This window comes from Candidatus Palauibacter soopunensis (genome assembly GCF_947581735.1).
In the GTDB taxonomy this organism is placed as follows: domain Bacteria; phylum Gemmatimonadota; class Gemmatimonadetes; order Palauibacterales; family Palauibacteraceae; genus Palauibacter; species Palauibacter soopunensis.
This window is the reverse complement of record NZ_CANPVT010000029.1, coordinates 36,271-56,812: the sequence shown is the minus strand read 5'-3', so window position 1 is coordinate 56,812 and position 20,542 is coordinate 36,271. Positions and strand designations below refer to the sequence as shown.

The following is a 20,542-nucleotide window of genomic DNA, read 5'->3' as shown; positions in this document are numbered from 1 at the left end:
TCAGCTCACTTTCTTCTTCTTGAGGCCGTCCTTCTGCTCCAGCCAGGGGACGCCGGTGGTGATCCATTCCGGGGCCGGCTCCCCCTTCAGATAGTGCGCGAACCACTGGAGGATACGGCTCTGGTAGTCGCGCTGGTTCGGCTCCCGCGCGAGCCCGTGGTTCTCCCCCTCGTAGACGAGCATCACCATGTGTTTCCCCGCGCGCCGGGCCGCGTTGTAGAACTCGACGCCCTGGTTGAACTCCACGGCGCCGTCCTCCGTCCCGAACTCCATGAGGAGGGGCGTATTGAGATTCTGAATGTGATGGAGCGGAGAGTTGTTGAAGTAGGAGTCCCAGTCCTCCCACCACGGCACCTGCATGCGGCCCTGGCTGATCTCGAAGATGCGGGCGTCGGTCCCCCCGGAGTTCCAGTAGAAGGAGAGGTACATGCTCATCAGATTCGTGAGCGGCGCGCCCGCCACTGCGGCCGCGAAGAGATCGTCCTGGGTGACGAAGAACGTCGTCTGATATCCGCCCCACGAATGGCCGATGAGTCCGACGCGGTCGGCGTCGATCATCCCGGTCTCTACCGCCGCCGCCACCGCCGGGCGCAGCGTCTCCACGTTCGACTGCCCCGGCCGCCGGTCGCGATAGACGATGTCCGGCTGGAAGACGAAATATCCTTCCTGGCTCCAGATCTGGATGTTGTAGTAGCGCGTCGGATCCGGAACGACGTACCGGTGGAGACTCTGTGAGAGCAGTTCGTAGTGGTACACGATCATGGGATACGTCCGATCCGGATCATAGTCGGCCGGATAGACGAGCGCGCCCTGGAGAGGGCGTCCCCATTCGTTTTCATAGTCGATGAGTTGCGTGCGGCCCCAGGCATAGTCCTCCTGGAAGGGGTTCGTGCGGGTGACCTGCCGCGCTTCGTCCAGGTCCGGTCCCGCGACGAAGTAGTCGGGCGAGTCGTCGAACCGTTCGCGGCGGAAGGCGTACACGTCGGCATCCTCCGCCTTGAGCAGGCCGCCCGCGAAGCTGGCGTCCGCCCAGATCAGCGGCTCCGGCGTCTCTCCTCGGCGGGCCCGGGAGAACCCGGCCTTCTTGGTCCATTCGGCGTACGTCGAGTAGTAGAGAGGTTCATCCGGCGCGAAGGCGTCGGCGTCCCGGTCGACCCGCACCACCCGGTGCCGGACCGAGCCCTCCGTCCCATTCGTGAGCCGCCTCCCGCCCGACCCATCCGGGTTCACCTCCCACACGTCGAAGCGGTCGTTCACGAGCAGCGCCGCGTCGTCGTCCAGCCAGCCGACGAACCCGAATGGCGGCATCTGCTCGCGGGTCGGCGTCCGGTCGAGGTCCACGAACGTCCCGTCGAGCCCGGACGTCACGTTGCGGGTCTCGCCGGTGGTCAAGTCGTGGGTCCAGTAGTCCTCTCCTTCGAACCAGGCCACGTAGCGTCCGCCGGGGCTGGAACCGCCCCCCACATTGATCCGCTCCCGAACCAGTTCGCGGCGCCCCGTTCGTGCATCGACGGCGTAGAGGTCGTGGAACTGCTGGCGGAACATCGCGTCGACGTCGTACGGCGTCTCGTCGCGGGCCAGCACGTGGCGTCCGCCCTGCGCGATCTCGACCTGGTCCGCGTGGTCGCCTCCCAGGAGGAGGAAACCGCCGTCGGCCAGATTCCAGGCGCCGAGATCGTGTTCCCGTCGCAGTCGGTCCTCGCGCACGCGCTGCTGGGGGATCGGATCGACATCGAGCGAATGCCAGACCTCGACGCCGGGGCTCTCGTCATCGTCGCGTTCGGGTCCGTTTTCGTCTTCGGCCGCCTCGCCGTCTTCCCCTTCGCCCTCCCCTTCCGCGTCTTCGGCCGCGGTCTCGACCGGGATCCGCTCCTGGAGACCGAGGAAGATGGTGGAACCGTCGTCGGACCAGGAGGGGACCCGGTGTTCGACGATCCGGGTGCCCCCGGGGAGTTCCGAGGGCTCCCGCGGGTCGAGCGCGAACGCCCGGGGGCTGCCGGAGTCCAGATCGCGCCACGCCAGCGCCACATGGGCGGTGTCCTCGTGCAGCTCGTCTTCGAACGTCTTGAGGACGGCGAGGTCAGGGGCATCATCGCGCCACGACAGCTCGCGGTACGTCGCCTCGTCCGCGTCGAGCGACCGGATGCGACCCGAATCCGGGTCGTAGAGCCGGACTCCGTTACCGATCCGATCCTCGGCGTCGACGGTCATGGCCAGCAGGCTCCCGTCCTCCTGCCAGGCGAATTCCGCAACGTTGCCGAAGCTCATCGACCCGCCCCCGGTCAGATCCCGAACCAGGACGTCGGCGCCGTCGCTCTCGCTCTCTTCGGGGCCGTAGCGGCGAAGCGCCAGGTATCTTCCGTCATCGGAGAAGGAGAACGACTGCATCGCCTCGGTCTCCTCCCGTTCGCCCGTCCGCAGGTCGAGGAGACCGACGCCGTTGCGGACGGGATCCCCCCTCTCGCCGAGCCGTTCCCGCTCGTCCGGGGAGACGCCGATGGCGTGCGCGAGCCAGTTTCCGTCCGCGCTGAACTCGGGGCGCGAGCCTTCCGCGACGATGACGACGGAGTCGGAGTCCGTCCGGTGGACGCGAAGCTCCGAAGTCTCGTCCACGCGACGGACGACGACGGCGAGCCAGAGTCCATCCGGCGAAAGCGATGCCTGCCCCAGGCTCTCCCACCGGTCGTAGTCGTCCGCGCCGAGCGTCGGTTTGTCCTGCGCGGCCGCCCCGCCCGGCACCAGGCCGGCAGCGGCACCGAGCGCGACGGCAAAGATGATCGTGATGCCTAGGGGAATGTTCCTCATCTCCAGATCTCCTGATTTGCGGGCGCCGCCCCCGCGGAGCGTCCGGCGGGCGGGCGGGGATCCGCGACCCCGCAACATGCACCGGAAACGGCGGTCCCGGGCAAGGGTATGCGGCCAATCGGAACCCGGGAAGCGGCGGCGAAGGTCGGTTGCCGAGCTCACGGACATCAAGGCTGCGTGACGAGTTCGGCCGCGCGTGTCCAGATGGCGTCGAACATGGGCTCGGTGAGCGTGCCCGTGAAGGTGTTCTGCTGGCTCGGGTGATAGGACCCGATCAGCAGGCGGCGCCCGATCTCGACTTCGACCCCGTGGCCGAATCGGGGCGCCGGCCGCGGGACCGCTTCGCCGCGTTCGCGGAAGGTCCTCAGTAGCGCGGAGAACGAGAACCCGCCCAGCGCGACGATGATGGGCGCATCGGCGAAGAAGTCCAGTTCGCGTTCGAGGTAGCCCCGGCACCGTTCGCGCTCCCCGGCGGTCGGCTTGTTTCCGGGCGGGGCGCAGCGCACGGCGGCGGTCACCCAGGCACCCCGGAGCACCAGCCCATCGTGCCGGCCGGTCGAGTCGGGCTGCGAGGCGAACCCGGCGCGGTGCAGGGCGCGGTAGAGCCAGTCGCCCGACCGGTCGCCGGTGAACATGCGCCCGGTCCGGTTGGCACCGTGCGCGGCCGGGGCGAGTCCGACGATGAGGAGGCGCGCGGCCGGATCGCCGAAGCCCGGCACCGGACGACCCCAGTACGTGTCGTCGCGGAAGGCGGCCCGGCGTTCCCGCGCCACCTGCTCGCGCCACGCGACGAGCCGCGGACACTTCCGGCAGGCCGTGACCTCCCGCTCGATCGCGGCGAGGGCCGGATCCGTCAAGCGCCGCCCGGCCGCGGACGGCCGTACTTCAGCCGGTAGAGCGCCGCCTCGAGCCGCTGCGACCAGCGGACCGGGGCCGGGAAGCTGGCCCGGTGCAGCGTGGGCACCTTCACGGAGCGGACGCCGGCCAGGTTCGCCGACGCGATGTCCGTGAAGTACTGATCTCCCACCATCAGCGCCGCCGCCGGGCGGTCCGCGACGCCCAGCTCCTCGAGCGCGGCCCGCACGAGCCGGCGGCTCGGCTTGCGGATCGGTCGCAAGGCTCCGGGGGTCCCGTCGCCAGCGGACGAAGCCGCTGCCGCGCCGGGGCCGCGCCACGACTCGCGCGGTCCGCGGCGGACCCGGAATGCCGCCCCCGCCCCGGTCTCGTATCCGAGCATGACCGGGATCGCGGGGAAGATCTGCCCCAACTCGGCGAAGCGCGCCTCCTGGCAGTTGGAGACGATCGCGTGCCGCAGCCCGGGCGCCTGGAGCAGATCCTCGAACCGGGCCGCGAGCGCGGGGTCCACCCGCCCCGCGTGGTGCGCCATCAGCGTCCCATCCACGTCCCACAGGACGGCCTCGACGCCCAGGTCGCGCAGGCGCCCGACGCTCAGGCTCTTCACCGAATCGAGATGGAGCGTCGGCCGGATCTCTCGCGAGAGTCCCGCGAGCCGCGGGATGAGCCGCCGCGCCGTCTGCATCCAGGTCGCCTTCATCGGAGCGCCCTCAGCGGGCGTCCCGCGCCATCGGCGGCGTCAGTTCGCCCCCAGGATGGGATCCTTCTCTCCGATCATTTCCCAGCGGGTGAGGACGATGGGAATGACCCCGATGTCGTAGAAGGCATCGAAGAACCGCTTCACGCTGAACTCTCCGCCCTCCTCGATGGCGTACTCCGAAAGCAGTTCCTCGATCTGGATCTTCCCGGTCACGTAGCTCGTCCCGTACCCCGGCTGCCGCAGGTAGAGGCTCTGCTCGCCGCGCACGAGGGCGCCGTCCGGCAGCCACCCACGCGGCGTCCATTTCATCGCGTGCGCCACCGCCTCCTCCATGTCGAACACGTCGCCGTGCAGGTAGAGGCCGCTCAGCGCCCGCGCCGCCCGCTGCGCCAGCATGATCCAGGTGAGTTCGCGCGACCGGGGCGAGCCTTCGAGCAGCCCGAGGTGCATGAACATCTCCTCCACGCCCGTGGCGAGTCCCTCCGACCGGGAGTCGAAGATGTTGTAGAGGGACGGCGTGGCCCGGATCGGGCTCGCGTGCGGGTCGACACGCATTTGCGCCAGTTCGATCCAGTGGTGCATGTGCGGCCGGAAGGAGTCCGGATCGCGGTAGTTCACCTCGGAGAAGAAGTTCCGGATCTCGCCGGATTCGGCGGGGGTGAAGCTCCCGTTCACGGCGCGCAGGGCCGGCTCCATCCACTCCGCGGTCGTCTGTACCTCCTCCTCTTCGAGGAAGCGCATGTAGCGGTCGACGGACTCGTTCAGCCTCCGGTCGTATTCCTCGGCCGAGCCGATGCGCTCGAGTTCGGGCAAGTACCGGTTGCGGTTTTCCTCGAGCCGCATCGAGGCGTGGGCGCGCGCGAGTTCCCGCCGCATGATCGTGACCTGTTCCTCCCACGAATACGGGACGAGATGCACGTTCTGCATGTACCACGTGTAGTTCTCCCGTCCCACGCCCGAGGGTCCGGTGCGGGAGGGCGCCTCCTCCTCCAGCCACGCGATGAACGCCTCCGAGGCGGCGCGCGCGTCGGCGATGGACCCGTCGAGCGCGGCGCTCGTCCCGGCCACCTCCGCCGCAAGGTCGTCGAGGTCCCGCACCTGGCCCCGAAAGGCCCGGGGGCCGGCAAGCCAGAGGTCGCGCGCGTTCGAGTTCGCGACGTTATCGCGCGCCTGCTCCAGGAGCGCCGGGATCGCGCCGATGCGACCCGCGAGTTCGGCGGCATCCGCCTCCGAGAGCGGATAGTCGTACGTCCAGAGGTCGATCCAGCCGTGGATGACCGGCCCCTCGTGGGCCGGCACGTCGCTCTCCGCCGCGAAGATCGTCACGTAGAAGGCGGGGTCGCGCGCCCAGGGGCGGCGCACGCGGTGATCGAAGTCGAGCCCGTTCATCTCGGCGCGGACCAAGTGCCAGTCGATCTGTTCCGGCACGGACCAGCCCTCCGGGGCGCCGCTGCCCAGCCGCGCCTGCCACTGCGGGAGTTCCTGCTGCTGGCGCGCCATCGCCGCCGCCGAGTAGTCGGGCACGCCGTCCATGAACTCGGGGCGCTCGAAGGCCCGCCACTCGTCGAACAACGCGACGAGTTCGGTGTGCGAGCCGGGACCCGCCATTGCGACCGAATCCTCCGGATCCGGCGCGACTTGCACGAGAAGGAAGACGAGGGCGAGAACCGCGATTCCCGTGAGGATGAAGGATGGACGGAGTCGGCTGCGAGCCATGGTGCCTCCTGGAGGGTGTAACCCGCGGATCGTTTGACGCATAATGATACCTAGTGTGGCGTTTGGGACATCCGCGAGCTACAGGGGGTGTCCAGGCGCCGCGTGCTGCAGGGTGCTCCGACGATGGAGACGATGGAATGATGATCACGAGAACTTCGACTTCGTGCCTCGCGCCGGCGGTCCTCGCCATCCTTGCCTCGGCCGGCTCGGCCTCGGCCCAGGAACCGCCGGACACGGTCGTCGTGATCCCGGAACTCGATGTCGTGGTGGGGTCGCGGGCCGGTGTCGCGGACCCGGCCACGCTTCCCGTTCCCGTGGACATCTACGGCGCCGAGGAAATCGCGCGCATGGGAGAGATCGACCTTGCGGAGGTGCTCGGCCGCATCGCGCCCTCCTTCAATTCCACACGGTTGTCCGCTGGCGATGGCGCAGCGCTCCACGTCGCCACGTTGCGCGGCATGAACGGCGACCAGGTGCTCGTCCTGGTCAACGGCAAGCGGCGGCACGGCGTCGCATTCGCGAAGGTGCTCGCGGCGGCTGGGCAGGGGACGACGGGCACGGATTTGCGTGCCATTCCGGTCCACGCCATCAAACGGATCGAAGTCCTGCGCGAAGGTGCCGCGTCGCAATATGGTTCGGATGCCATCGCCGGCGTGATCAACATCGTGCTCAAGGACGACGCGAGCGGGGTCAGCGCAGCCACCTTCCTCGGTCGAACATCGCGCGGTGACGGAATGAGGCTGTTCACTTCGGCCAACGCCGGAGTTCCGCTCGGAGACGGCTTCTTCAACATCACGATGGAGGTCGCGCGGCAGGAGGTCACGAACCGGGCGGGCATGGCCCCCACCTGTTTCGGTCCCGATCCGTCCTACGGCCCCTGTGCGGATGGCGGGAAGGTCATCCAGCTGCAACGAAACGGGGAACCCGACTACAGAGGCGCCGCGTTCATGGCCAATGCCGCGGTCCCCGTCGGCGAATCGGCCGAGTTCTATGCCTTCGGAGGATACTCCGGGCGCGAGGCGGTCTCCGACGGCCTGTACCGCAAGGCGGACTGGGTGCCTCGCTCGGTCAGCTACGTCTATCCGGATGGCTTCTTCCCCGTCGAGGAATCGGACCTCATGGACAAGTCCGCCGTGGCGGGACTGCGCGGCGACATGGGCGAGTGGTCGGGAGATCTAAGCCTCGGGTTCGGACACGGCCGGTTCGCCTTCGGCGCCGAGAATTCGATCAACCCGTCCTACGCGGCCGAGTTCCTCGCCGGGAATCCCGGGGCCGACGGAGCCTCCATCGCGGCCAACGCCGGACCGCGGAACACGTTCAGTGGCGGGCTCAACGTCAGACAGTGGACGCTGAACGCCGACGCGACGCGGGAGATCGAGGTGGGTGCGACCCCGGCGTTTCTGGCGGTCGGCGGAGCGTTCCGGAGGGATTCGTACTGGATGGAAGCCGGCGACCGCGCCTCGTGGGCGTGTGGACCGAGCGATACGCCCGGCAGCTTTCCGGCGGCCCATCACCAGAACGATGGGACGGTCTACGCAAGCTGCGGGATACAGGGCTATCCCGGCTACAGCCCGACTTCCGCCAGGCTGAGCGAACAGGATCGCAACAGCGTCGGAGCGTACGCGGACATGGAGTTGCGCTCGCCGAGCGGGCGCACGCTGGGTGGCGCCCTCCGTTTCGAGCACTACACCGACGCCGGAAGTTCGCTGACCGGCAAGCTGGCCGGCCGCGTGGAGCTCGGCGAATCCGGCGCCGCGCTCCGCGCCGCGGTTTCCACCGGTTTTCGGGCACCGCGACTCCCGCAGCGGGGCTTCAACACCATCGGTTTCGTGGGCGGCAGCGAGGGTCTGGTGAGCGCCGGCTTCCTGCCCGAGGGCGATCCGATCGCGTGCTCCGACTTCGGCGCCTGTTCGCTGGGCCACGAGACATCGCTCAGCTTTACGGGCGGACTCGTGTATTCCAACGACGCCGGGCTGCTGGTGACGGCGGACTACTACCGCGTCGCGGTCAGCGACGCGATCGCCCTGACCCGGAGCCTCGACCCCAGCCAGGGGCTGCGGCCCGGCGCGCAGTTCCAGGGTCGACCGGTGGACGCCGTGGCGTTCTGGACCAACGCGATCGACACACGCACGCAGGGATTCGACGTGGCGGCGACCTGGCGCTTCCGCGGCATGGACTGGGGGGCCGCGGACCTGTCGGCCAGCCTGCACCGGAACAGCACGAAGATCACCGCCAACCGCAACGAAGACTTCATCGGAGACACCCAGCGGACCCTGATCGAGGATGCCCAGCCCGGAAGCCGGATCGGCGTCAGCGCCGATGTCCGTCTCGCGCAGGGTCTCGGGGCGCGATTCGGCTTGAACCACATCGGCTCCGTCACGACCCCGTTCATCTTCGAGGAGAATGTCACGATCGACGCGGCGGCCATCGCCGACCTGGAGGTCAGCTTCCGGGTGGGCGACCGCATCCGGGTGGGCGTCGGGGCCAACAACCTGTTCGACCGCCTGCCGAACCGGCTCCCGGATGACGCCGTGGCGCAACTCTGGACGATGGAGTACCCCTCGGAGTCGCCCTACGGCGTGGCGGGACGCATCTGGTACGTGCGGGTGAACCTGGCCGGGAACTGAGCACGACCGGGCGGGCGCAGGGAGAATGACCCCGGCTGGACTCGAACCAGCGGCCTCGGGATTAGGAATCCCGCGCTCTATCCGCCTGAGCTACGGGGCCGTGCCGGCAAACTAGCGGGGGGGGCGGAGGGCGGCCAAGATTGCCGTCCCATGGAACCTGCAGACACACTCATCCTCGGCCCGCTCGTCGTCACGATGGGCGCCGAGGAACGGATTCTCGATACGGGCGCCGTCGCGGTTCGAGACGGCGAGATCGTCGCCGTCGGGACCCGGGAGGAGCTCGAGGGCTGCGAGGCCGCCGAAACCATCGACGCGACCGGGCGCCTCCTCATGCCCGGGCTCGTGAACGCACATACGCACCTGGGCGATTCCCTCTTCCGCGGCCTGGTGGAGGAGTTGCCGCTCGAAGCGTGGCTGGAGCGTCTCTGGATTTCCGAGCGCGAGTTCGTCAGCCGCGAGAGCGTCGAACTGGGGGCGCGGCTGTCGATCGTGGAGATGATCCGGAGCGGGACGACGTGCGCGCTCGACATGTTCTGGTTCCCGGAAGCGGCCGCCGACGCGGCGGTCGGGGCGGGCTTTCGGCTCGTGACCGGCCCGATCTTCTTCGATTTCGATGGGCCGGACGGAGTCTCCGTCGAGGAACGGGTCGCCACGGGCGAACGCTGGCTGGAGCGCTACGCGCAGGAGCCGCTCGTCACGCCGTGCGTGCAGCCGCACAACCAGCTCACGGTGTCGCCGGAGGGGCTCCGGGCGGCGCGCGATCTCGCCGACCGGGCCGGGGCTCTCTTCCACACGCACTGCTCGGAGACGGCGACGGAGGTGCGGCAAACCGTCGAACGCTTCGGGCGGACGCCGGCCGCGCACTTCCACGAACTTGGCATCCTCGACGAGCGTACGGTGCTTGCGCACTGCGTTCACCTGTCGGACGACGACTTCGCCCGCATCCGTCGCGCGGGGGCGGCGGTCCTGCACAACCCGCTCTCCAACCTCAAACTCGGCTCCGGCATCGCGCCGGTCGCGCGCATGCTGGAGGAGGACATTCCCGTGGCCCTCGGCACGGACGGCCCGGTGAGTTCGAACGACCTCGACATGTGGACGGCGATGCGTTTCGCCGGGTTGCTGCAGCGGGGGGCGCACATGGATCCGGTGCTCACGCCCGCGCGCGACATCGTCCGCATGGCGACGACCATCGGGGCGGAGGCGCTGGGATTGGGAGACCGCGTGGGACGGCTCGCGGAAGGCTACCGGGCCGACCTCATCCTCATCGACCTCGACCGCCCGCACCTGACGCCGATGTACGACGTGTACGGGCATCTCGTCTACACGGTGGGCCGCGACGACATCCGCTCGGTGATGGTCGACGGCCGCTGGGTGATGCGCGACCGCGGGCTGGAGACGATCGACGAGGCGGCCGTCCTCGCCGACATGACCGACCTGGCCTCAGTGATCGATCGGCACGCGGCGGCGCTAGACCGGGCCTGAGGCGAGACTCAGACGGAGAACACCAGGTTCAAGGGTCGTTATTCGGGCGCACGGCGGGGAGGATGCGATCCTGCAGCGCGGTCCAGCTGAAGAGTTCGGGCTGCTCGTGGAGCGTCCAGCCGTTGAAGACGGAGATGAGGTCATGTTCGGGTACGACGTGGAGGAATTGCCCGCCGTATCCGTTCCCCGCGAACACCCGCGTCTCCCCGTTCTCGTGCACCGGCACCCACCACTGGTATCCGTAACCGGTGTCGGGCCGGTCGTTGTCGGGGGCCACGTCGGGCACGACCGGTGAGGTCGAGGTCTCGACCCATTGCCGGGAGACGACCTGCCGGCCGTCCCACTCCCCGCCGCGAAGCATGAGGTATCCGACGCGGGCGAGGTCGTGGGTGGAGAGGTAGAGGCCGCCCTCGCTGTCGACTTCGCCGTCGGGGGTGAGCTTCCAGTAGTACTCATCGATCCCGATGGGACGGAAGAGGCGTTCCTCGGCCCAGGCATCCAGACGCTGTCCCGTGGTTTCGCGCACGATCTTCCCCAGCAGGACGCTCACGCCGTCGTTGTAGTCGAAACGGGTGCCCGGGTCCGTCCCCACGGGACGTCCCACGACGTAGTCGATCCACGCGTCGCTCGCCTCCAGTACGACGGTGGGGTGGGTGCCGTCGTCGTACGTCTGGCCGGGCACCGCCCAGTCGATGCCGCTCCGCATGGTGAGGAAGTCCTCCAGCGAGGCGGCGGCACGCCGCGGATCGCCGAGGTCGACGCCATACGCCTCGAGGTACGGCCAGGCCGGCGCTTCGACAGCCGGGATGTGGCCTTCGTCCAGGGCGATCCCGAACGCGGCCGAGGTCACGCTCTTGGTCACGGACTGGAGCGAGTGCAGGTCGGTGTCCCGGTAGTACGGGTGCCACGACGGGTGATCGTAGTTGTACTGATGGTCCGCCGTGTCCTCCTGCGCGGTGAGGAGTTCGGCGTACCGCGCGCCATGGTCCAAGCGGCGGTCCGCGATCACGCGCCCGTTGCGGATGAGGAGAAACTGGTCGATGAGACCGTACCGTCCGGCATCGATGTCGGCGATCAGCGAATCGATCGCGGCCGGATCGACGCCCTCGGCCTCCGCCGTCGAAACGGGCCACGTCTCGCTTGGCCAGCCGGGCCGCTCCGCCGGTGGCGCACAGGCGGCGAGGACAAAGTACGTCGCAAGCGGGACCACTCGGCCGGTCAGTTTCATTCGCGGGCCCTTGCGTTCGGTGTCAGCGGAGGGCGGCGGCGACGTTGCCGCCATCCACGGTGAGGATCGCGCCGGTCGTCGCGCGCGCGAGTGCCAGCGAGACGAATGCCCGGGCGACATCATCGGCCCGGACCTCGCGGCCGAGAAGGTTGCCGCGCATGTAGGCATCTTCGCTCACTCCACGCGCCTCCGAGCGCGCCGAGATCATCTCTTCGGTGAGCACGCCGCTGCGGATGCGGTCGGCGTTCACCCCGTTCGACCGGATGCCCTCCCACCCGTGTTCGATGGCGTACTGGCGCACGAGTCCGAGAGTCGCCGCCTTCGGCAATCCGTAGGGGCCGAAGTCCGGGCCCGGGTTGACGGCCTGCTTCGAGACGTTGAAGAGGAGGCAGCCGCCCGTCCCCTGGGCACGCATCGTGCGCACGGCCGCGCGCGTGACGCGCTGGTGGGCGAAGAAGTTCAGCTCGAAGCTCTCCCGCAGCACGTCGTCCGTCACGTCCGCCATGGGACCGCGCCAGGCCGCCCCGGCGTTCGAGACGAGGATGTCGACGCCTCCGAAGCGGGCGGCGACGGTGTCGAATGCGCGGTCGACGGACGCGTCGTCCGTCACGTCGCATGGGACGGCGAGCCCCGCTCCGGCCCCGCCGGCGGCGTCGAGCGAGGGGCCCGGGAGGTCGAAGAGGGCGACCTCGGCGCCGGCGGCCCGGAACGCGGCGGCCGTGGCCCGGCCGATCGCGCCCGCGCCGCCCGTGACGACCACGACGTGACGGGCCAGCGTCTTCTCCTTCGCGCCGGCCAGCTTCGCCTGTTCGAGCGACCAGTATTCGATGTCGAAGAGCTCCGCCTCGGTGATGCTCTCGAAGCGGTCCATGCTCTCCGCATCCGCGATGACGTCGACCGTGGTCTCGGCGAGGTCGGCCGCGGCCGCCGCGGCCCGCGCGTCGCGGCCGCTGGCGAACAGCCCCACACCCGGCACGAGGACCACGCGCGGACTCGGGTCGAGCATGCGCTTCGCCCCGCCGTAGCGCGGGTTGTGGCGCCCGAAATACGCCGTGTAGGCCTCCCGGTAGGCATCCACCGCGGCTCGCGCCTTTCCGTTCCAGGCGGTGAGGTCGCCGGCGGGTGGCGCGGGGAGCACGACGGGCAGCGGTTTCGTGCGGATCGCGTGGTCGGGCGTGACCGTGCCCACCTGACTGTAGCGCGACAGTTCGTCGCCGCCGACGTAGGCGAGAATGGCCGGGCTGGCCCGGTGTTCGAGGATGAAGCGCTCGAACTCCGCGCCGTCGCCCTCCCGCCGGTTCGCCAGCATGCCGCGGATGGCGGGCGCGATCTCGCTCGCGGAAGCGACCGCGCGAGACTTCGGGACGGCGAACACGGTCCTGCGCCCGCGTTCGATGCGCGTCTCGGCGAGGCTGACGAACTCGATCATGAGTTCGTACGCCTCGTGCGCCGTGTCCCCGAAGGTGAACAGCCCATGCTTGAGGAGGACGAGTCCCTCCGCCTCCGGGTGGGCGTCCGCCGCCGCTTTCGCGGCCTTCGCCAGGTCGAAGCCGGGCATGATGTAGGGGACGATCGCGGCGCGGTCGCCGTAAACGTCGCGGCAGATCTCCTCCCCATCCGGCTGGTCGGTGAGAACGAGCGCGGCATTGGCGTGCGTGTGGTCGATGAACGTCCGTGGCACCCACGCGTGCAGGAGCGTCTCCACCGAAGGGTTCGGCGCCTTCGAGTCGAGCAGATTGCGGCGCTGCAGGTTCACCATGTCCTCGTCGGACAGGGCGTCGATCTCCGCCAACCCCAACAGCGGATCAAGTTGCACCGCGGGGAGGCCGGGCGGCTCGATCGTCCCCATGTCCCACCCGCTCCCCTTCACGTACAGCACGTCGAGTTCCGCCCCGGTGACGTCGCGTGCCACGGACTTGACCGAGGTGTTCCCGCCCCCGTGCAGCACGAGTCGCGGTTCGGACCCGAGGAGCCGCGTCGTGTAGACCCTCAGCGCGAGATCCTCTCCCACGCCTTCGGCGGCGTACCGCTCGACGAGCTCCCCAGCCTCGCCGTCGTTCCACGCGCTCTTCATCTCATGCTCCCCGTCATCGAAAGACTCCACCGCCGCCGTCACCGCCAGAGACGGTACGGACCTCCCCGGAACTCGTCCAGCAGCGTAGGATGGTGCGGTCCCGGCGCCGAGCCGGGTGGTTCGCCGGAGATCCGATGATCTGGCCCCGAAGCGCCCTCGTCGCAGTCGTGCTCGCCGCGCCGCTCACGGCTCTCCCCGCCGCGGCGCAGGCGCCGCCGGCCGGGTTGGAGGCGGAAGCCGGCGTGGCGTCCCTGCCCCGCCCCACGCTGGTCGCGCGGACCGTCACGACCCCCATTCGGCTGGACGGGATTCTCGACGAGCCCGCGTGGCGGGCGGAGCCGGCCACCGGCTTCATCCAGGCCGAGCCGGACGAGGGTCTCCCCGCGACCCAGCACACGCACGTCTGGGTCGCGTACGGCGATGGCAACCTGTACGTGGCCGCCCGCCTGCACGACGCGCGGCCCGACAGGATCGTCGTCAACGACATCCGCAAGGACTTCGACGAGCGCGCGCAGGACGTGTTCGCCGTCATCCTCGACACCTTTCACGACCGGCGGAACGGCTACGTGTTCATGACGAACGCCGCCGGGGCCCGCGCCGACCGGCAGATCGCGAACGAAGGCCGCGAGGTCAACGCGAGCTGGGACGCCATCTGGCGCGTGGAGACCCGCCGGGACGAGGAAGGCTGGACCGTGGAGATGGAGATCCCCTTCCGGTCGATTCGCTCCGCCTCCGCGGGGGACGTGTGGGGGATCAACTTCAGCCGCCGCATCCGGCGCAACAACGAGATCGCTTTCTGGTCTCCGGTGCCGCGAGCCTACGCACTCACCCGCCTCTCGCTCGCCGGCACCCTCACCGGCCTGCCGGGCACCCGCAGCGCGGGACGCGATCTGCGCTTCACGCCCTACGCGCTCGCCAACACCGTCCGCGGCACGGGACGCGCCGCGTTCGACCGGGAACTGCAGGGCGGTCTCGACCTCAAGTGGGGGATGACGCGCGGGCTGGCGCTCGACCTCACGGTGAACCCGGACTTCGCGCAGGTGGAGGCGGACGAGCAGCGCGTGAACCTCACCCAGTTCAGCCTCTTCTTCCCGGAGAAACGGGAGTTCTTCCTCGAAAATTCGGGACTCTTCTACGTCGGCGACGCGGCGCGGAACACGCGCACCAACCTCCAGCCCCGCTACGACGAGGACCTCCTTCCCTTCTTCAGCCGGCGCATCGGACTCACGGAGGACGGGAGGACGCAGCCCATTCACGGCGGTGCGCGGGTCACGGGCAACGCGGCCGGCTTCCAGGTCGGCGCGATGACGATGCGGACGGGCGACGTCGACGGGACGGCCGGCAGCGACTGGGGCGTCTTCCGGGCACGCCGGAACCTGTTCCGATCATCGGACGTCGGCGGGCTGTTCATGTTCCGCCGCGCGACCGACGGAGGCCGTGACGACTTCAATCGCGTCTACGGCGCGGATACATACATCCGCTTCCCGGGAGAGGTCGACCTCAGCGTCTACTATCTCGCCTCGGATGCCCGGGGCCCGGCGGCGGAGGATGGGACCCTGTTCCCGACGACGAGGGATCGGGGCGGCTACACGGTCCGCACGTCGCTGAACCGCGAGGGCAACTTCCATCACATCAAGTTCGGCTTCATGGAGATGTCGCCGGACTTCCGTAACGACCTCGGCTTCCTCCGCCGGACGGGGTTTCGGAAGTACTTCATCGACTGGGGCATCCGGCCCCGCTTCCGGTTCATGCGCCGCCTCGGAGTGCGGGAGGTCCACCCGCACATCGTCTGGAACTACTACGACGACCTGGATAACCGGATGCTCGCCAAGTGGCTGCACACGGGCATCACGTTCTTCATGAACAACGGGGGGAACGTCCAGATCCAGGTGGACCCCACGTTCGAGCGCATCGACCGGCCGTTCCGGCTCGACCGCCGCATCGATCCCATCCCGCCGGGATCCTACAGCTGGGCCCCGTGGTCGCTGACGGGAGGGACGGACGCGAGCCGCATGTTCTCGTTCCGCTGGCGGGGCACGCTGGGGGAGCTGTGGAGCGGGACGCAGAAGTCGCTCTCGCTGACGATGAACTTCAAGCCGTCGTACCACTTTCGGGCCTCGGTCGGGATGTCGCGGACGGACGCGACGCTGGACCTCCCGGACGCGAGCTTCGTGCGGACGCTGTGGACGGTGCGGACGAACTATTCCTTCAATCCGGACATGTTCGTCGACGCGCTGATCCAGTACGACCCGGCGTACGACGTCTTCAACTCGAACGTGCGCTTCAACCTCATCCACGCACCGCTGAGCGACCTCTACCTGGTCTGGAACGAACAGCGGATCACAACCGGCGACGGCACTCCACCCGGCCGCAGCCTGACGCTCAAGCTGACCCGCATGCTCTCCTTCTGAGCCGCCCCGGGGCTACCCGCCGGCGGTGGTGACGGCCGCTTTCCTGTCCGGGTGGACGGGGGAGGTTTCCCACTCGTACTCCTCGTCCAGGACCCAGCGGTAGTACCAGTCCAGTTCGACGTTCGCCTTGAACAGGCGCTGCTGCAGTTCGACCCAGCCGTGTCCCTGCTCGGGCGCCACGTAGAGATGGGTCGGGACGCCGTTGTGCTTCAGTCCCTGGTACAGTTCGACGGACTGCGGCATCGGCACGCGCTCGTCGTTCTCCCCGACGAGGACTAGGGTCGGCGTCACGACCCTGTGGAGATCGAAGAGCGGCGAGTCCGCCATGTACTGTTCGATCGGGGCGTCCTCGGACCAGGGCGTGCCGCCGAACCACGGTGTGCGGTAGATGCGGACGTCGGATTGCGCGTACATCGACATCCAGTTCACGGCCCCCGCGCCCGAGGACGCGGCTTTGAAGCGGTCCGTGTACGTGATGATCTTGTTCGTCATGTGGCCGCCGGCGCTCCAGCCCATCTTGGCCATGCGGTCGCCGTCCACGAGTCCGCGGTCGACGAGATAGTCCACGCCGGCCATCACGTCCTTGTGGGCCTGGTCGAAGTAGTTGCCGATCATGTTGCGCAGGAAGTCGTCTCCGTACCCGGTGGACCCGCGATAGTTGGGCTTGAAGACGAACCATCCGCGGGCGGCGAGCACGGTCTCATAGTTGCTCGAGCGCGCGAAGCGGAACTTGTCGGAAGACGGCGGGCCGCCATGCGTCTGCACGACGAGCGGGTACCGCTCGCCCTCCCGATAGTCGATGGGATAGAAGATGAGACCTTCCACCTCGACGCCGTCCTCGCCGGCGTACTGCACGGCTTCGATGCGTGGCAGGAGGAACTCTTCGGCGAGGTAGTCGAAGAGGTGCGTGACCTGCAGTGGCCCGGACCCGGCCGACACCCACAGGTCCCCCGCGTTGGTCGCGCTGCTGACGGAATAGAGGTGCGTGCCGGATGAGGGGTGGTAGTCCCAGGCGCCGACCGAGTGATCTCCTTCGCTGACGGCTTCGGCGCGCGCCGCATCCGAGGCGTCGGCGGGCACGGAGTAGATCTGCTGGCGAACGCCCGTATTGGCGCGGAAGTAGATCGAGCGGCCGTCGCGCGACCACACGGCGGCGTTCACGTCGAAGCTTCCGCCGGGCACCACGGAGACCGGGTCGCCGCCATCGGTCGGGACGACGAAGAGGCGCTGGTTGAAGTAGAAGTCGCTCAGTTCGTCGTTCGTGTTCGCGACGAAGAGCGCGTGGCGGTTGTCCGGCGAGAGCGATGCGCCGACCTCTCCCACGTGATTGTCGGTGATCCGGCGGGCGCCCGTTCCGTCCGGGCCCATCACCCACAGTTCCGAGTTGAGCAGGTCGTCGTAGAGGGCGGTCGGCGCCAACTGCACGAGGAGGAGCGTACCGTCGCGCGAGGTCGAGTACCCTCGGACCATCAGGCCGGCCTCCGTCACGCGCTCCGCCGCGCCACCTTCGCTCGAAACGCGCCACAGTCCGGTCGGGCGCTTGTCCTCTTCATAGCGAAACACGTTGTCGTTGACCGCTTCGCGCGCCTTCTCGGCCTCCGACTTCTCGTCGACCGCCATGAAGTAGATCCAGGCGCCATCGCCGGACCACGAGATCGAACCCACGGGCGTCGGGTGTTCGCTCACGGCGCCGGCCTCGCCGCCGCGGGTCGGCATCACGAACACCTGGCTGTGCTCCGTGTCGTGCCGGTTCGCGACGAAGGCGATGCGCGAGCCGTCGGGCGACCAGCGCGGGCTCGATTCGCCGCCCTCGCCGTTCGTCATGCGCGTCGTGCGGGAGCCGTCCATCGCGACGCGCCAGATGTGGGAGACCGTGCCGTTGGCTTCCCAATCGGTGTCCGTCCTCACGTACAGCACCTCCGATCCGTCGGGCGATATCCGGGGATCGGCGAGACCGGGGATGTCGATCAGGTCCACGATCGTCATGGCGCGGCGCTGGCCGGAGAGGGGAGCGGCGGAGACGAGAACGGCGAGGATTCCGAGTCCGAGGATGCGGCGAGACATGGCTGACTCCTGCGGTTGGCGGTGGCCCGTCGCGGTACATCGATGTTGGTAGAGTCGTCCCCGGGTGACAAGAGCCCGACCGCACTCCGAAGGCACCGAACGCAGCGGGGCCTCGGCCGCGGGCTGCTACGTCGTGGCGTCGACGAGGGCGGCGAGGTGTTCGTCCGTTAGACCGTCCATCTCGAACATCGACACGCCGGCCGCGCCCGCCTCCCGCGCGGTCACGACCGCCTCCGCGAGCGCGGCGGGATCGAGCGCGGGCAGGTAGAGTCCGGCGTTCAGCGGCCGTGCGCCTCGCGCACCCGCGGTGGAGGCCGCCGCCTCGAGCGCCGCGATGCCCTCGCGCACCCCGTCGCCGATCCAGGGGATCTCCTCCAGATAGAAGCTCTGGTAGAGCATCGGAAAGAAGCGGTCGAGGGGCCACCGGTCCCAGTCCTGGCGGACCAGCGTGCGGGCGATGGAAGGGGTCGGGAACACGGCGGCGGTGATGGGCTTCCCGTGCTCGTGGGCGGCCTCGACGAGTCCGCGCACGGCGCCCGTCACGGAGTCCCACCGGAAGCGGCGCCAGGCCTCGTCTGCGGGCGGGTCGGGTATCTCCAGCGGATCCCTCCCGTCCAGGGCGAGAAACTGTTCACGGCAGACATCACAGTAGCAGAAGTCGAACTCCGGGTGCTCGACATCCTGTACGAGGTCATACGTCTCCCAGAGCGCGCGGGGGAGGATGACGTCGCAGTGGCGCACGTAGTCGAGGTGGACGCCGTCCACGGCCGGGTGGGCGGCGAGGTCCGCGATGCGTCCGCGCAGGTATTCGCGCACGGGGCTGCGCGAAGGGCAGACCCACTTGTAGTACCCGACGTAGGGGGGGTGATCGAGCGAACTCTCCAGGTTGCGGCTCACCGTGAACCACTCCGGGTGGTTCTCCTGCACCCAGGCGTCGCCGTTGCGGTTCATCGTCCAGAACCAGCGGTGATACTCGAGTCCCTCCGCGCGGGCCGCTCCCGAGACGAGATCGACATCGCCGCCGCCCACGAGGACCGCGTGGAAGCCGGCCTCGCGCAGTCTGCCGAACCGCTCGCGCCAGGCGGCGGCGTCCCGGTCGCGGTTCCCGTGCACCCACGTCCACAGCGTGAACGGCGCTTCCGGCTCCGGCGGGAACGCGCAGGCGGGGAGCGCCGCTCCGAGCGCCGCGGCGCCGCCGGCGGCCCGGACGAACTCTCTGCGCCTCACGGGGAGACCTCCCTGTCGGCGACGAAGCGCACCACGCCCCACTTCTCCGGCATGTGCATGTCGATCTCACCCTGCGGCGACCAGACCCAGTTGTCTTCGGGATGGTCGCTCCAGTCCACGGGTTCGCGCCGCTTCCGGTACTGCCCGTCCACGACCACGAGCGGCCACTCCACGCGCGAGAAGTTCACGCGCCACACGTCGCCGGGCCGCGGGGGCGGGACCGCGGCGTCCGCGGGTGCGCCGGGGGGGCGCAGCGCCGACAAGGGAATCGCGATCTCGACCGACCAGCCAGTGTCTTCGTCGGAGGGATCGTTCAGCGTGCCCTCGAGACGCACCGCGGTGCTCAGGCCTTCGATGTCCCAGGCGATGTCGGCCCTTCCTTTTTGCCGGTAGGGCTTGTCGAGGAAGAGATCGAACTCGGTCCCGAGCGCGTTGATCTCGAGTTCGTAGTAGGCGAGACCGTCGCCGTCCGGGTCGATGAAGACCTCGAAGTTGTGTTCCCGGTAGAGGATCGCGTCGCGGTCGGCCAGCGTCGCCCAGAGGTGAGGTTCCTCGAGTTCGGCGCCCACGTAGAGGAAGCGTTCATCCCACACGATCTTCGCGCGCGTCCCGAGGTGGGGATCGCGCCAGCCTTCGCCTCGAATGTCGACGAAGGGCTCCGTCCACGGCGCGGCGCGCCAGGCGTCGTCGTCCAGCGATCCGTCGATTGCGGGCGGGGAGACGGCGGGCGGGGCGTGGTATTCGCGCACTGCGGCCGGCATTTGGGCCGCCGAAGGCGCGACCGCCGGAGTCCCCGGCGCGGCGAACGCGGTCAGGAGAACGAGCGACAGATGGGCGGGCGGCACCGGCTATCCCCGTAGCGAGGGGAAGACCTGGAAGATCCCGCTCGTCGCCGGAGTGTCGACCGCGAGGTTCCCTTCCGCATCCAGAAGCCAGACGTTCACGCGGTACCATCCCTGGAAGGCAAACGACGTGAGTCTCAGCGTTTCCGTCACCGATTCTCCCGGATCGAGTTCGACCATGCGCTCGACGACGTCCGCCTTCGTGGCCGCGGGACCGCAGTGCAGCCGCGGATTGTAGACGGCTTCGAACGCGACCTCGAGGTTCGTCACGCCCACCGCCTTGGTTCCGCAGGAGTCCTTGAAGATCGGAGCATCGGAGACGTTCCGCGTCGTGACCGCGATCGATCCCGAGGGTCCGTATTCGTGCCGGTCTACGCAAACCTCGAGGCCGTGCTGCGCCGCGCACAACGAGGCGGCCGGTCCGGCCACGTCTTCTCCGCAGGAAAGGGAGAGGACGGCGGCCACCATGGACGCGAGGATGCTGCGCGACATCTTCGATCTCCGGAGGTTC

At 69.0% G+C, this 20,542-nt stretch carries 13 protein-coding genes and 1 tRNA gene; 3 read left to right on the top strand and 11 right to left on the bottom strand.

Features of this window, described 5'->3' with window-relative positions; genetic code table 11:
* The 4 genes from RN901_RS09260 to RN901_RS09245 all read right to left on the bottom strand — a co-directional run bounded on the left by RN901_RS09260 (position 1) and on the right by RN901_RS09245 (position 6,076).
* Positions 1-2,805, bottom strand: coding sequence for a prolyl oligopeptidase family serine peptidase (locus RN901_RS09260; protein WP_310757989.1), 2,805 nt, complete (start codon positions 2,803-2,805; stop codon positions 1-3).
* Positions 2,806-2,972: 167 nt separating this feature from the next.
* The gene (locus RN901_RS09255; protein WP_310757988.1) at positions 2,973-3,662 is read right to left on the bottom strand and encodes a uracil-DNA glycosylase; all 690 of its coding nucleotides are present in this window, start codon (positions 3,660-3,662) and stop codon (positions 2,973-2,975) included.
* A complete protein-coding gene (locus tag RN901_RS09250) occupies positions 3,659-4,360 on the bottom strand; it encodes an HAD hydrolase-like protein (protein ID WP_310757987.1) in 702 nt (233 codons plus the stop codon). The genes RN901_RS09255 and RN901_RS09250 overlap by 4 nt, the downstream gene beginning before the upstream one ends.
* Before the next feature lie 39 nt (positions 4,361-4,399).
* A complete protein-coding gene (locus RN901_RS09245) occupies positions 4,400-6,076 on the bottom strand; it encodes a DUF885 family protein (RefSeq protein ID WP_310757986.1) in 1,677 nt (558 codons plus the stop codon).
* Between the two features lie 137 nt (positions 6,077-6,213).
* Here RN901_RS09245 and RN901_RS09240 point away from each other — a divergent pair, with 137 nt between their 5' ends.
* Entirely contained in the window at positions 6,214-8,703 is a 2,490-nt protein-coding gene (locus RN901_RS09240; protein ID WP_310757985.1) for a TonB-dependent receptor, read from the top strand.
* Positions 8,704-8,729: 26 nt separating this feature from the next.
* Here RN901_RS09240 and RN901_RS09235 read toward each other — a convergent pair.
* Positions 8,730-8,803 (bottom strand) — tRNA-Arg (locus tag RN901_RS09235).
* Between the two features lie 50 nt (positions 8,804-8,853).
* On the opposite strand from RN901_RS09235, the gene RN901_RS09230 reads away from it, so the two are divergent.
* The gene (locus tag RN901_RS09230; protein ID WP_310757984.1) at positions 8,854-10,185 is read left to right on the top strand and encodes an amidohydrolase; all 1,332 of its coding nucleotides are present in this window, start codon (positions 8,854-8,856) and stop codon (positions 10,183-10,185) included.
* 28 nt (positions 10,186-10,213) lie between these two features.
* Here the strand turns inward: RN901_RS09230 and RN901_RS09225 are convergent, their stop codons facing one another.
* Together RN901_RS09225 and RN901_RS09220 are read right to left on the bottom strand one after the other, a co-directional pair.
* The gene (locus RN901_RS09225) at positions 10,214-11,413 is read right to left on the bottom strand and encodes a serine hydrolase (protein WP_310757983.1); all 1,200 of its coding nucleotides are present in this window, start codon (positions 11,411-11,413) and stop codon (positions 10,214-10,216) included.
* A gap of 22 nt (positions 11,414-11,435) precedes the next feature.
* Positions 11,436-13,487: a bifunctional aldolase/short-chain dehydrogenase gene (locus tag RN901_RS09220; protein WP_310757982.1), complete on the bottom strand. Its 2,052-nt coding sequence runs from the start codon at positions 13,485-13,487 to the stop codon at positions 11,436-11,438.
* A 134-nt stretch (positions 13,488-13,621) separates the two neighbouring features.
* On the opposite strand from RN901_RS09220, the gene RN901_RS09215 reads away from it, so the two are divergent.
* Positions 13,622-15,898, top strand: coding sequence for a DUF5916 domain-containing protein (locus RN901_RS09215; RefSeq protein ID WP_310757981.1), 2,277 nt, complete (start codon positions 13,622-13,624; stop codon positions 15,896-15,898).
* A 12-nt stretch (positions 15,899-15,910) separates the two neighbouring features.
* Here RN901_RS09215 and RN901_RS09210 read toward each other — a convergent pair whose 3' ends face one another.
* From RN901_RS09210 to RN901_RS09195, 4 genes are all read right to left on the bottom strand, one after another.
* A complete protein-coding gene (locus RN901_RS09210) occupies positions 15,911-17,962 on the bottom strand; it encodes a S9 family peptidase (RefSeq protein ID WP_310757980.1) in 2,052 nt (683 codons plus the stop codon).
* Positions 17,963-18,088: 126 nt separating this feature from the next.
* A complete protein-coding gene (locus RN901_RS09205) occupies positions 18,089-19,189 on the bottom strand; it encodes a hypothetical protein (protein WP_310757979.1) in 1,101 nt (366 codons plus the stop codon).
* Positions 19,186-20,034: a carbohydrate-binding family 9-like protein gene (locus tag RN901_RS09200; RefSeq protein ID WP_310757978.1), complete on the bottom strand. Its 849-nt coding sequence runs from the start codon at positions 20,032-20,034 to the stop codon at positions 19,186-19,188. Before RN901_RS09200 ends, RN901_RS09205 begins: the two co-directional genes overlap by 4 nt.
* 3 nt (positions 20,035-20,037) lie before the next feature.
* Positions 20,038-20,523, bottom strand: a complete 486-nt coding sequence (locus tag RN901_RS09195; RefSeq protein WP_310757977.1) for a hypothetical protein — start codon at positions 20,521-20,523, stop codon at positions 20,038-20,040.
* Positions 20,524-20,542: the final 19 nt, after the last annotated feature.

Excerpts from the sequence above, each read along its gene's own strand:
- RN901_RS09240 (WP_310757985.1), top strand. The coding sequence starts at position 6,214 with ATGATGATCACGAGAACTTCGACTTCGTGCCTCGCGCCGGCGGTCCTC.
- RN901_RS09260 (WP_310757989.1), bottom strand. The coding sequence starts at position 2,805 with ATGAGGAACATTCCCCTAGGCATCACGATCATCTTTGCCGTCGCGCTC.
- RN901_RS09195 (WP_310757977.1), bottom strand. The coding sequence starts at position 20,523 with ATGTCGCGCAGCATCCTCGCGTCCATGGTGGCCGCCGTCCTCTCCCTT.
- RN901_RS09220 (WP_310757982.1), bottom strand. The coding sequence starts at position 13,487 with ATGAAGAGCGCGTGGAACGACGGCGAGGCTGGGGAGCTCGTCGAGCGG.
- RN901_RS09210 (WP_310757980.1), bottom strand. The coding sequence starts at position 17,962 with ATGTCTCGCCGCATCCTCGGACTCGGAATCCTCGCCGTTCTCGTCTCC.
- RN901_RS09250 (WP_310757987.1), bottom strand. The coding sequence starts at position 4,360 with ATGAAGGCGACCTGGATGCAGACGGCGCGGCGGCTCATCCCGCGGCTC.
- RN901_RS09215 (WP_310757981.1), top strand. The coding sequence starts at position 13,622 with ATGATCTGGCCCCGAAGCGCCCTCGTCGCAGTCGTGCTCGCCGCGCCG.
- RN901_RS09230 (WP_310757984.1), top strand. The coding sequence starts at position 8,854 with ATGGAACCTGCAGACACACTCATCCTCGGCCCGCTCGTCGTCACGATG.
- RN901_RS09225 (WP_310757983.1), bottom strand. The coding sequence starts at position 11,413 with ATGAAACTGACCGGCCGAGTGGTCCCGCTTGCGACGTACTTTGTCCTC.
- RN901_RS09245 (WP_310757986.1), bottom strand. The coding sequence starts at position 6,076 with ATGGCTCGCAGCCGACTCCGTCCATCCTTCATCCTCACGGGAATCGCG.